Origin of the sequence: Serratia sp. szju (genome assembly GCF_044594185.1) — a bacterium.
GTDB classification, from domain to species: domain Bacteria; phylum Pseudomonadota; class Gammaproteobacteria; order Enterobacterales; family Enterobacteriaceae; genus Serratia; species Serratia bockelmannii.
In genome coordinates this window covers 1,583,450-1,595,747 of record NZ_CP172576.1, presented here as the reverse complement: position 1 = coordinate 1,595,747, position 12,298 = coordinate 1,583,450, and the positions used below count along the sequence as shown (strand labels likewise).

The 12,298-nt window shown below is 61.1% G+C and carries 10 protein-coding genes; 4 read left to right on the top strand and 6 right to left on the bottom strand.

Annotation, left to right across the window (positions count from 1 at the left end):
* Window positions 1-187: 187 nt before the first annotated feature.
* Window positions 188-883 (bottom strand): pirin family protein, encoded by a 696-nt coding sequence (locus tag RE418_RS07540; RefSeq protein ID WP_025304570.1) that lies wholly within the window; start codon window positions 881-883, stop codon window positions 188-190.
* A gap of 390 nt (window positions 884-1,273) precedes the next feature.
* On the opposite strand from RE418_RS07540, the gene RE418_RS07535 reads away from it, so the two are divergent.
* Complete coding sequence (locus RE418_RS07535) at window positions 1,274-1,789, top strand: GNAT family N-acetyltransferase (protein ID WP_049209126.1); 516 nt, start codon at window positions 1,274-1,276, stop codon at window positions 1,787-1,789.
* Complete coding sequence (locus RE418_RS07530; protein WP_049205584.1) at window positions 1,782-2,963, top strand: P1 family peptidase; 1,182 nt, start codon at window positions 1,782-1,784, stop codon at window positions 2,961-2,963. Before RE418_RS07535 ends, RE418_RS07530 begins: the two co-directional genes overlap by 8 nt.
* 61 nt (window positions 2,964-3,024) lie before the next feature.
* Here the strand turns inward: RE418_RS07530 and iolE are convergent, their stop codons facing one another.
* The 4 genes from iolE to iolD are packed head-to-tail and all read right to left on the bottom strand — an operon-like array spanning window position 3,025 to window position 7,901.
* The gene (iolE, locus tag RE418_RS07525; protein WP_019455194.1) at window positions 3,025-3,921 is read right to left on the bottom strand and encodes a myo-inosose-2 dehydratase; all 897 of its coding nucleotides are present in this window, start codon (window positions 3,919-3,921) and stop codon (window positions 3,025-3,027) included.
* Between the two features lie 59 nt (window positions 3,922-3,980).
* Window positions 3,981-4,865 carry a sugar phosphate isomerase/epimerase family protein gene (locus RE418_RS07520; RefSeq protein WP_049205585.1) on the bottom strand — a complete coding sequence of 295 codons (885 nt, stop codon included), beginning with the start codon at window positions 4,863-4,865 and terminating at the stop codon, window positions 3,981-3,983.
* 31 nt (window positions 4,866-4,896) lie between these two features.
* Entirely contained in the window at window positions 4,897-5,919 is a 1,023-nt protein-coding gene (locus RE418_RS07515) for a Gfo/Idh/MocA family protein (protein WP_025304575.1), read from the bottom strand.
* Between the two features lie 41 nt (window positions 5,920-5,960).
* Window positions 5,961-7,901 carry a 3D-(3,5/4)-trihydroxycyclohexane-1,2-dione acylhydrolase (decyclizing) gene (gene iolD / locus RE418_RS07510; protein ID WP_089181424.1) on the bottom strand — a complete coding sequence of 647 codons (1,941 nt, stop codon included), beginning with the start codon at window positions 7,899-7,901 and terminating at the stop codon, window positions 5,961-5,963.
* 545 nt (window positions 7,902-8,446) lie between these two features.
* On the opposite strand from iolD, the gene iolC reads away from it, so the two are divergent.
* Both iolC and RE418_RS07500 read left to right on the top strand, forming a co-directional pair.
* Window positions 8,447-10,378 (top strand): 5-dehydro-2-deoxygluconokinase, encoded by a 1,932-nt coding sequence (gene iolC / locus RE418_RS07505; RefSeq protein ID WP_025304577.1) that lies wholly within the window; start codon window positions 8,447-8,449, stop codon window positions 10,376-10,378.
* A gap of 203 nt (window positions 10,379-10,581) precedes the next feature.
* A complete protein-coding gene (locus RE418_RS07500) occupies window positions 10,582-11,418 on the top strand; it encodes a MurR/RpiR family transcriptional regulator (RefSeq protein WP_004930856.1) in 837 nt (278 codons plus the stop codon).
* A gap of 38 nt (window positions 11,419-11,456) precedes the next feature.
* Here the strand turns inward: RE418_RS07500 and iolB are convergent, their stop codons facing one another.
* Window positions 11,457-12,278 carry a 5-deoxy-glucuronate isomerase gene (gene iolB, locus RE418_RS07495; RefSeq protein ID WP_025304578.1) on the bottom strand — a complete coding sequence of 274 codons (822 nt, stop codon included), beginning with the start codon at window positions 12,276-12,278 and terminating at the stop codon, window positions 11,457-11,459.
* Window positions 12,279-12,298: the final 20 nt, after the last annotated feature.

Below are 12,298 nucleotides of genomic sequence, written 5' to 3'. Positions count from 1 at the left end.
GAGCCCTTCATACGCAGACAAAGGGGAAAAAGCGTGGTTTCTCCCCCTTTGTGACGATCAACCGAAAATCAATAAATTGATTTTCCTTGTTTTTATATGTTTTGCCGGCGTTAAGTCAGGCAACGTCGGCAGGCTAGTCACTCACCTCAAGGGCTCACACCGTGAGCCCTTGATATTTACCGCTTAATCACACCGGCGGCAGATCGAACAGCAGGATTTCGCTCTCTTCGTCGGCCTGGATCGTCAGTGCCGATTCATCCCACACCGCGAACGCGTCGCTGATGCCGGCGGTCTGGCCGTTGACCGAGACCTTGCCGCGCACCACCTGGATCCAAACGCGACGGCCGGCGGCGATCGGGCATTCCCCCTGCTCGCCTTTATTCAGCGCCCAACGCGACAGCGTCATATCCTGGAACACCTTCAGCGAGCCGTCACGCGCATCCGGCGACAGCACCAGCTGACGGCCCTGCGGCGCGTCGAACATGCGCTGCTCATAGCGTGGCTCAAGCCCGACCTGATCCGGGATGATCCAAATCTGGTACAGGTGCAACGGACGATCCTGATTGGCGTTGTACTCGGAGTGACGCACCCCGGTGCCCGCACTCATGATCTGGAATTCACCGGCCTGGATCTGCTCCTTGTTGCCCATGCTGTCCTGATGTTCCACCGTGCCGCTCAGCACGTAGGTCAGGATTTCCATGTCTTTATGCGGGTGAGTACCGAAACCCTGCCCTGCATCGATCATATCTTCGTTGATCACCCGCAGCGCCGAGAATCCCATAAAGTTCGGATCGTAGTAATCGGCAAATGAGAAGGTGTGCCAGCTATCCAGCCAGCCATGATTGGCGTGGCCGCGGTCTTCCGCTTTACGTACATAAATCATATTCAACTCTCCTCAATGTTTTTTTACAGTCTAGTCCTGCCAGCAGAATAAGAAAGCGTAAAAAACTCATGCCTCTGTTCAAAAATTTCGATGGAATGAAACAGCGGATGGGCAGCGGATTTGTTGAAGGCGGAAACGGCTGAAAAAAGGGCAAAAAAAAAGCCAGCACCCGAGCTGGCTAAGTAAACACTGGAAGCAATGTGAGCAATGTCGTGCCTTCGCAGCGAGAGTATCAAGGGTTGATGCCCTCCCCGGAACGCATCGCAATAATAATCATTATCATTCGCACCTGTAAAGCGTTTTTTTTGACCCGTTGAAATAATATTGACTCAAGGCAGTAAACGGATAAATTCAGAGGTTATTCAACCGGTAAGCAAAAGGAGCAGCGACATGAGCGAGATCGTGATACGCCACGTGGAAACAACGGATGCGCAAGCCCTGCATCATCTTTATTCGCAGACGCCCGTCTACCGCGATACGCTGCAGCTCCCGCTACCGTCCGTCGAGTCCTGGCAGAAGCGACTCGCCAATCCCGAACCGGGCACGCATAACCTGGCGGCCATCATCGACGGGCAGCTTGCCGGCCAGTTGGTTGTGATGCTGAATCAGCGCGTTCGCCGCCGCCACGTCGCCACCTTCGGCATCGGCGTCGATCCGCGCTACCACGGCAAAGGCGTCGGCAGCCGCCTGATGCGGGCGATGATCGACCTGTGCGACAACTGGGCCGCCATCGAGCGCATCGAACTGACGGTGTTCACCGACAACCCGGCCGCCATCGCGCTATACCGCAAGTTCGGCTTCGAGATAGAGGGCACCAGCCGCGGCTATGCCATGCGCGATGGCGTGCTGGTCGACGCCTACCATATGGCGCGTTTGCGTTCCGGGCAGCCGCACGGCGATGCGTAATATTCCCCACCCGCAGGGGCCGCTGTGCCGGCCCCTGCATATCAACCGCCGAACCTTTTTACACGCGCTGGCCGGCCTGACCGCCGCCGTCGGCATATTCTCTCCTCTCACCCCATTAGGTGCCGCTATGCCAACTTCCGCCGCCGGGCGTCCAGGCTCCCGCAACCTGATTACCGATGTGCCCGGCCTGAAGGTCGGCGTGGCGCAGGACAGCCGAGTGCGCACCGGCGCGACGGTGATCCTGCCGGACAGCCCGGCGATTGCCGCCGTGGACGTGCGCGGCGGCGGCCCCGCCACCCGGGAAACCGACGCGCTCGGTGAGGACAATTTGGTACAGACCATCGATGCGCTGACGTTCAGCGGCGGTTCGGTTTACGGTCTGGCGGCGGCGGATGGCGTCGCAGCCTGGCTGGGGCAACAGGGTAAAGGCTACGCGCTGCGCCCAGCACCCGGCGTGCCGGTCTCCCCTATCGTGCCCACCGCCTGCCTGTACGATCTGGCCAACGGCGGCGACAAAAACTGGCAGCTCACGCCGCCGTATCGCCAGTTGGGCATCGAGGCGGTCGGCAAGGCCGGCCTGGACTTTCCGCTGGGCACCGTCGGGGCCGGCTACGGCGCCATGACCGGCATGGGCAAGCTGAAAGGCGGCCTCGGTTCGGCGTCGATCGTGGCCACCAACGGCGCTACCGTCGGCGCGCTGGTGGCGGTCAACAGTTTGGGTGCGGTGGTCGCACCCGGCACCCGCGCCTTCTGGGCGACGCCTTATGAAATTAACGGTGAATTTGGCAACGGCGGCGCGGCGGCGCTGGCGCAACTGCATGCGCAGGGTGAAGACGGGATGGTGCAAGAGCCGCAGGGCGGCAGAAAGAACACCACCCTGGCCTGCATCGCCACCGACCTGGCGCTGACGCGAGTGGAGTTAAAACGGGTGGCCATCATGGCGCAAGACGGTATGGCGCGCGCTATTCGCCCGCTGCACAGCCCGTTTGACGGCGACGTGGTGTTCGCCCTGTCCACCGGGCAGCGCGAGGTACAGGGCAGCCGCGAACTGGCGGTGCTGCAAATCGGCGCGCTGGCGGCGGATACCCTCGCTCGGGCGATCGCCCGTGGCGTGCATGCCGCCACACCATGGCCAGGCAGCCAGGTCGCAACCTGGCAAACGCTCGGCGGCTAACGCGCCGCCATCAAAAAAGGGGCGCTGGCAGCGCCCCTCGATCTTTATTCACCCTTACCGCTTAAATACCGGCGGTTTCCCGAATATAGCGGCGCGCTTTCACCGCATACTCGAACGGGTTGGCCAGCGCCGGATCCTGCTCGGCCTCCACCACCATCCATCCCTTGTAACCGCGCTCGTCCAGCAGCTTGAACACCGGCCTGAAGTCGATCACGCCATCACCCGGCACGGTGAAGGTGCCCTTCTTCACGCCATCGAGGAAGCTCAGCTTGTTGGCCTTCACTTCCGCCACCACCTCATCGCGCACGTCCTTCAGATGGACGTGGTTGATGCGCGGCAGATACTTCTCCAGGATCGCCATCATCGCCTGCTGGCTGCCTTCCGAATAGTAGGCGTGCCCGGTATCGAACAACAGGTAAACGTCGTCGTTGACCATGCTCATGTAGCGATCGATTTCGGCGGTAGTCTGAATGCCAGTACCCATGTGGTGGTGCAGACACACCTGCATGCCTTTGCCGGCGGCGATCTTCGCCAGCTCGTTGTAACCGTCGGCCACGCGCTGCCACTCTTCATCGCTGAAATACGGCTTCTCTTCGAACACGCCTTTGGTGGTGCCCTGAATGCTCTTGCTCTGCTCGGAGCAGCCAATCACCCTGGCGCCCATGGCATGCAGGAAATTCATGTGGTTGATAAATTCATCGATGGTTTTGTCTTTTTGGCCGTCGGCGAAAAAGGTGCTGAACCAGGCGTTGCAGATCTGAATGCCGCGAATATCCAGCATCGGTTTCAGCACCGCCGGATCGCGCGGGTATTTGCTGCCCACTTCGCTGCCGGTGAAACCGGCCAGCGCCATTTCGCTGACGCACTGCTGGAAGGTGTTTTCCTTGCCCAGATCGGGCATGTCGTCGTTGGTCCAGCCAATTGGCGCGATGGCCAATTTCACGTTGTCTTTATTCATGGTCTGCCTCGGTCCTTGGAGGGCCGCCGGTGCAAATGACGCCGGCGAGCCAAATAAGATTATTTGCCCAACAGCTCTCTTTCGATGCGCTCTCTGGTCGCCACCGCCTGGCTCGGCATCTTTTCCGGATAGCCGAACAGCGAGGTGCAGATGATCGATTCGCCGCCGGCCTTGAAGCTGCGGTTGGCAAATTCCATGTCGCGCAGCGTCTGGAACAGGGCGTCGAAATTCACCTCACCTTCGCCGATGCCGACGTGCTGATGCACCGCGGCGTCAACGCCCGGCGGATTGACGATATAACGGCAATGCTTGGTGTGATTCATGGTGTCGGCAATCAGCACGTGGGAAAGATCGTCCCCGGCGTACTGCAACATGCCGGCCACATCGCCCTGCCCCTTGTCGTAGTAGAAGGTGTGCGGCACGCTGTAGAGGTATTTGACGTGGTCGCTGCGCAGCGATTTCACCAGATCGGCGGTTTCGTTACTCAGCTCACAGAAGTCCCACGGGTGCGACTGGATCTCCATACGGATACCTTCACGCTCGATGATCGGCAGCAGCTCCTCCATCGAGCGATACCACAGCTCCTCGCAGATCTCCGGCTCGTTGGGGTTGCCGGCCAGTTCGGTGTTGATCACCTGCACGCCCATTTCCACCGCGATCTCGATCATCCGTCGCCAGTTTTTGACCGCCGCCTGGCGGCGATCTTCGCCCGGCCCGGACCAGCGATACACCACGATAAATGAGGAGATCTCCACGCCGGTCGCTTTCAGGGCGTTTTTATACTCCGCCATGATTTCGCGGCTGGCCTTCGGATGCTTGTAAAACGGGTTGATCTGCGGGTGCGGCGACTGCTCGATGTATTTATAGCCCCAGTCCGCCACCTGCTGAACCATTTTGGTCACGCCCAAATCCCGGATAACGTCGACATCAAAAGCGATCTTCATGGTCACTCCTCTGCAATCATGGGTACGGGGTTCAAGCCGATGGCTTGTTGTAAAACGCCGGGCGCGCCGGCAGGGTCACCGGTACGATCTCACCGCTGAGCTGGGCCGCCACACAGGCGTCGGCGGTCACGGCGGCGGCGTAGCCGTCCCAGGCGGAAGGCCCGGTCAGCTGGCCCGCGGCCACGTCGTTGATGAACCCCTGCAGCTCGACGTCATAGGCGTCGATAAAGCGATCTTTCCAGTCGGTCAGGATTTCGGTCGACAGGCGGGCGCCGCTGCGCATCTGCACCGAGGACGGCTCCGGCAGTTTGGCAATGCCGGTTTCCCCCACCACTTCACACTGAATGTCGTAGCCGTACTGGCAGTTGACGAAAATTTCGACGTCGATGCGCGTGCCTTTGGCGGTTTCGAACAACACAATCTGCGGATCTTTCAGATGCGGGAACGCCTTCGGGCTCTTGCGTGGGAACACCACCTGCACCGACACATAGTCGTCGTCGAGCAGCCAGCGCAGCACGTCGATTTCGTGGATCAGGGTATCGGTGATCGCCATATCGGTGGTGTAGGCCTCGCCGACCGTCGGGTTGCGGTGCGCGCAGTGCAACATCAGCGGTTCGCCGATCTGGCCGCTGGTCAGCACCTGTTTCAGCGCGCGATAGCCCTGGTCATAGGGGCGCATAAAGCCGACCTGCACCAGCCGCTTGCCGTGCTTCGCTTCGGCATCGACGATGTTCTTGCAGCCCTGCGCGGTCACCGCCAGCGGCTTCTCGCAGAACACCGGTTTGCCGGCGGCGATGGCCGCCAGCACGAATTCTTCGTGGCTTGGCCCCCAGGAGGTGACCAGCACCGCCTGCACGTCGGCGGCCTTGATCAGATCGTGGCCGTTGTCATACACCCGCGCATCCAGCTGCAGATCGCTCACCACCTTGGCGGCGTTGTCGCGATTGATGTCGTTCACCGCCACGACGCGGGCGCCCTGCAAAACTTTGCTGCAGCGACGGATATGATCGCGGCCGATGGCGCCGGTGCCGATAACCCCAATGTTCAATGTCATTTTCGCTACCCTCTGGAAAGTGTGTTGTGTTCGAAAACGAATCAGTAATCGCGCGCCTTATCGATGTTTTCCTGCAGCTTGCGCGCCACTGCGACGATTTTCTCGCTGTCGGCCACCTGAGCGCCGCCCACGCGCCACCAGCTGAGATACTTGTGCACCATGGTCTTCGGCAGCACCTTGATGTCCAGCAGCGTGGACACGGTCTGCCTGCGGGCGTCGGCCAGCGCATCGAGCAGTTGCTGCTCGGTGGTGACGCGATAGGTTTTACAGCCGTAAGCCGCCGCCAGCATGGCGAAATCGACCGGCACCAGTTTGCCGTCGAGCTTGCCGCCCTCTGGATTGCGGAAGCGGAATTCGGTGGTGTAGCTGTCCATGCCGTGTTCCATCTGCAGGTTGTTGATGCAGCCGTTGGTCATGTTGTCGAACAGCACCACGTTGATCTTGCAACCTTCCTGAATCGAGGTGACCAGTTCGGAATGCAGCATCATGAAGGCGCCATCGCCCACCATCGCGTACACCTCACGCTGCGGCTCGGCCAGCTTGACCCCCAATGCGGCGTTCACCTCGTACCCCATGCAGGAGTAGCCGTATTCCACGTGATAACCGTGCTCGCCGCGGTTGTGCCACACCCGCTGCAGATCGCCCGGCAGGCTGCCGGCGGCGGCCACGATCACGCTGTCCGGCGGGAGCTCGCGGTTCAGCACCCCCAGCACCCGGCTTTGCGTCATCGCCGAGTCGGTCTGAGCGATAAATTCGGCGAACACCCGCTCGCGATCGAGGTGATCGTCGATCTCCGGCACAAAGCCTGCGCCGCTGTATTCCACCGCGTAAACCCGCTCGGTCTCTTCATGCTGGGCAGCGCGCGCCGCGGCGATGGCGTCGCCCCAGCCGGCGCGGTACTCGGTTTGCGTCAGCAGCGCGCCCAGTTCGCTCAGGGCCTCGCGGGCGTCCGCCAGCACCTGCACGCCGTCGAGCTTGCCGGCGTCGAAGGCGCTGACGTTGATATTGAGGAAGCTGACGTCCGGGTGTTGAAACAGCCATTTGGACGAGGTGGTGAAATCGGTGTAACGGGTGCCGACGCCAATCACCAGATCGGCCTGGCGGGCCAGCGTGTTGGCCGCCAGGCAGCCGGTTTCGCCGATGCCGCCAAGGTTGAATTCATGGTCACTCGGCACCGCGCCTTTGCCGGCCTGGGTCTCGGCGAACGGAATGCCGAAGCGCTCGGCGAATTCGCGCAGCGCCCGCCCGGCCTGCGAGTATTTCACGCCGCCGCCGCACACCAGCAGCGGTTTGCGTTTGGCCGTCAGCAGCGCCAGCGCGTCCGCCAACATGCTGTCGGTCGCCGGACGGCGATCGAGCCGGTGCACGCGTTTTTGGAAGAAATAGTCGGGGTAGTCGTAGGCTTCCCCCTGCACGTCCTGCGGCAGACACAGCGTAACCGCGCCGGTTTCCGCCGGATCGGTCAACACGCGCATCGCATTGATGCAGGCGCTCATCAGCTGTTCCGGTCGCACGATGCGGTCCCAGTATTTGCTCACCGCGCGGAACGCGTCGTTGGTGCTGATGCTGAGATCGTAAGACTGTTCGATTTGCTGCAGCACCGGGTCCGGCTGGCGGGAAGCGTAAACGTCGCCCGGCAGCAGCAATAAAGGAATGCGGTTGGCGGTGGCGGTGGCCGCGGCGGTGATCATATTGGCGGCGCCGGGGCCGACCGATGAAGTGCAGGCGTAGATCTGCCGGCGCAGTTTTTGTTTGGCGAAGCCGATCGCCGCATGGGCCATCCCCTGCTCGTTGCGGCCCTGATGCACCCGCAGATCGCCGCTATCCTGTTCCAGCGCTTGCCCCAGCCCCAGCACGTTGCCGTGGCCGAAAATCGCGAAAATGCCCGCGACGAATTTGGTTTCCACCCCGTCGGCCAGCAGATACTGGTTATCGAGAAATCTGACGAGCGCCTGCGCCATGGTTAGCCTGATCTTGCCCATTTACTCACCCTTTAGATTGAGGGCCGCCCCGGAAAGGGCTCGCGCCGAGCCGACAATCCCGTGTTTGTATTACGCGGCGGCAGCTATTATCTTGAGCAGGCGATGCCCGCTGCTCACGAAGTCGACAACCTGAAACGTGAAGCGATTATAAACAAATATATTTTTCATAAAATCACATTATAGAAGAAACATTTCATTTTGCGATAAAGATCGCATATTACATGAAAAGCCCGTTTCATCTCGTGATTCAGCCTTTACTGGCTTCGCGCCGCGCACCGGCCGATAACAACCGTTACCACACGGGCTGACAGCCTTTTATCCTGATCTAATCCCCTTTTCTGCGCGCGCCCGGTCGCCGTCTTATGGCCGCGTCATCGGCTTTTCCCGTTCTCCTGTCGATGTTTTAAACGCATCACATTTTCGGGGTGTAAATTTCATTCTATATTGAAATTGAAATTTTCATTCCCCATACTATCCCCATGCTTCCTGCAGGGCGCCACGCTCGGGCCGCCGCCGGAGTTTTGCTTAAACAGAAGGAAACGGGTATGGCTACACAAGAAAAACAGCTTGATGTCATTTGTCTCGGGCGCATCGCCGTCGATTTCTATGCTCAGCAGATCGGCGCGCGGCTGGAAGACGCCGGCACATTCGCCAAGTACCTCGGCGGATCTTCCGGCAACGTGGCCTACGGCACCGCCATTCAGGGGTTGAAATCCGGCATGCTGGCGCGCGTCGGCGATGAACACATGGGCCGCTTTCTGCGCGAAGAGCTGCAGCGCGTCGGGGCCGATACTCGCTGCCTGATCACCGACAAACGTCGGTTAACCGGCCTGGTGATCCTCGGCATCAAGGATCAGGAAACCTTCCCGCTGATCTTCTACCGCGAAAACTGCGCGGACATGGCGCTGACGCCCGACGACATCGACGAGGCCTACATTGCTTCCGCGCGCGCGCTGGCCATCACCGGCACGCACCTGTCGCACCCGAACACCCGCGCCGCGGTGCTGAAGGCGCTGGAATACGCGCGCCGCCACGGCCTGCGCACCGCGCTGGACATCGATTACCGCCCGGTGCTGTGGGGGTTGACGTCGCTGGGCGACGGCGAAACCCGCTTTGTGGAATCGGATCAGGTAACGCGCGAGCTGCAGGAGGTGCTGCACCATTTCGATCTGATCGTCGGCACCGAAGAGGAATTTCATATCGCCGGCGGCAGCACCGACACGCTGACGGCGCTGAAAAACGTGCGCCGGGCCACGGCGGCCACGCTGGTGTGCAAGCGCGGCGCGCAGGGCTGCTCGGTGTTCGAAGATGACATCGCCGACGACTGGGAACAGGTGAAGCTGCACGCTGGTGTGCGAGTGGAGGTGCTGAACGTGCTGGGAGCCGGCGACGCCTTTATGTCCGGCCTGCTGCGCGGCTACCTGAACGATGAGGGCTGGGATCAGGCCTGCCGCTACGCCAACGCCTGCGGCGCATTGGTGGTCTCGCGTCACGGCTGCGCCCCGGCCATGCCGACCAAACGGGAGCTGGATGACTATCTGCAGCGTGAACAACAGGTCACGCGCCCGGACCGCGACGCACGCCTGAATCACCTGCACCGGGTCACCACCCGCAAGCAACAGTGGCCGGAATTGTGCGTATTCGCCTTCGATCACCGCAAGCAGCTGGCGGACATGGCGCGCGAAGCCGGCGTCAGCGAGGAACGCATTCCGCGCCTGAAAACCCTGCTGTTAACGGCGGCGCAACAGGCTGCCGCGCAGGCCGGCCTCAACGGCAACAGCGGCATTCTGGCCGACACCACCTACGGGCAGGCGGCGCTGAACGAAATCACCGGTCAGGGATGGTGGATTGGCCGGCCGGTGGAGCTGCCCAGCTCGCGCCCGCTGCGCCTGGAGCACGGCAACATCGGTTCGCAATTGATCGACTGGCCGCAGGAGCACGTGGTGAAGTGCCTGGTGTTTTATCATCCGCACGACGCGGCAGAACTGCGCCGCGAACAGGATGAGCTGATCGCCGACGTCTACCGCGGCTGCTGCAAATCCGGCCATGAGCTGCTGCTGGAAGTGATCCTGCCGGACGGCAACGCCGACAAGGACGAGCGCTATTACCTGGAGATGATTGAACACTTCTACCGGTTGGGCATTCAGCCGGACTGGTGGAAACTGCCGCCGCTGAGCGCGGAAAACTGGCAGCAGGTCGGCGCGCTGATCGACGCCTACGATCCCGACTGCCGCGGCGTGCTGATCCTGGGGCTCGACTCCCCAGAGGCGGTGCTGAAGGCGGGCTTTGCCGCCGCCGCAGATGCGCGCTGGGTGAAAGGCTTCGCCGTCGGCCGCACTATTTTCGGCCAACCTTCGCGCCGCTGGCTGCAGGGGGAAATCGACGACGCGGCCCTGATCGAGCAGGTGAAACAAAAATACCTGACGCTGATCGGTTTCTGGCGCCAGTACCGTCCACAGGCGGGCGGCACGCACTGACAGCGAGAGCAGGTTCACGTCCCCTTAAGGCCATTTCGCCGCTTTAAGGGGATTTTTTTGCCCATTTTCTGTGAAGTCGCGCAATGTGCGATCGAATAAATCGCTTTTTGAGGAAATGAAATTTCCGCTCCGTCTGTTAAAATACCCTGTCAATATTTCAGGCGTCAGGCCAATGCGCCTTCACCCCACTGCGAGCCGAATGGATGAACAACCCAACTCAACTTTCGCTGTTACAGGACGAGATCCGCCACCGTTATGAAACGCTGAGCAAGCGTTTGAAGCAGGTGGCGCGCTATATTTTGGATAACAGTAACAGCATCGCTTTCGATACCGTTGCCTCCATCGCCGCACAGGCCAGCGTGCCGCCTTCCACCCTGATCCGTTTCGCCAACGCCTTCGGTTTCAGCGGCTTCAACGAAATGAAGCAGGTGTTCCGTCAGCATCTGATGGAAGAGACGGTGAACTATACCGAGCGCGCGCGCCTGTTCCGCCAAACCTCCACCGACGACAACGTCGCGCCAGAGAAGCCGGCGGAGATTCTCAACGTATTCACCATGGTCAACGCGCAGGCGCTGCAGCAGCTGGCGATGCAGATCGCTCCCGAGCAGCTGGATCGCGCCGTCGAGCTGCTCAACAACGCTGAAAACATCTACGTGATCGGCCTGCGCCGCTCGTTCAGCGTCGCTTCCTACCTCACCTATGCGCTGCGCCATCTGGAGCGCCGCGCGTTTCTGATCGACGGCCTGGGCGGGATGTTCACCGAACAGCTGAGCATGGTGAAACCGAAGGACGTGGTGATCGCCATCAGCTATTCGCCATATGCCCGCGAGGCGGTGGAACTGGTGGAATTGGGCGCCAAGCGCGGCGCGCAGCAGATCGCCATCACCGACAGCCAGGTCAGCCCGCTGGCCGCCTTCAGCGACGTCTGTTTCGTGGTGCGCGAAGCGCAGGTGGACGGGTTCCGCTCGCAGGTGGCTTCGATGTGCCTGGCGCAGACGCTGGCGGTCTCGCTGGCGCTGAATAACGCCCGGGACGAGTAAGGCTGACAAAAAAGCCCGGCAAGCCGGGCCTCAGGCGCTTATTGCGCGGCGGGATAGCCGTCGCCGTTAATCCAGGCGTGGTCTTTTTCCCAGGTGAATTTCCACTGCCGCACCGGCCCGGCCATCACGTTGAGGTAATAGTTGTCGTAACCCGCCAGCGTCGCCACCGGGTGATAACCGCGCGGCACTTTCACCACGTCACGATTGTAGACCGGCATGCACTCATCGAGCGTGCGATCGTCGGTATAGACGCGCTGCATGCAGAACCCCTGCTCCGGCTGTATGCGGTGATAGTACGTCTCTTCGAGATAGGTTTCGTGCGGTGAGTCTTCTTGATCGTGCTTGTGGCTCGGGTAGGAGCTGGTATTGCCCTCGTCGGTGTAAACCTCCACCACCAGTAGACTGTCGGCCGGCTCACTGTCCGGCAGAATGTTATGCACCAACCGCTGGTTACGCCCCTTGCCGCGCCGCTCCACGCCGATATCCGCCGGCGTAATCAGCCGTGAAGGCAGGTGGCCGCTGCCGGGTGCGCTGCACACCGCCAGCTCCAGATCGGTTTCTGCCCGCACGTCGATGCGATCGTGGTGCGGCACATACACCGCGTAAGGCGGCGTACGTTCGAACGGGCTCATGCGTTTACCGATATGCGGGTATTCGGCGCGCAGCGTGGCGACGGAGGCGATACCGGCAACCAGCACCAGGCACAGTTCCTGGTCGCCGCACTCAAGCTGCAGCGACTGCCCGGCGGCCAGGCGGTAAACGTCAAAGCCGACATAGCGCCAACCGGCATTTTCCGGCGTCACGTGCTGAATACGCCCCTCGGCATTCGGCGTCTGACATTTGGCAAGCAGTGAAGACATCTCGATTCTCCTGTTAATGA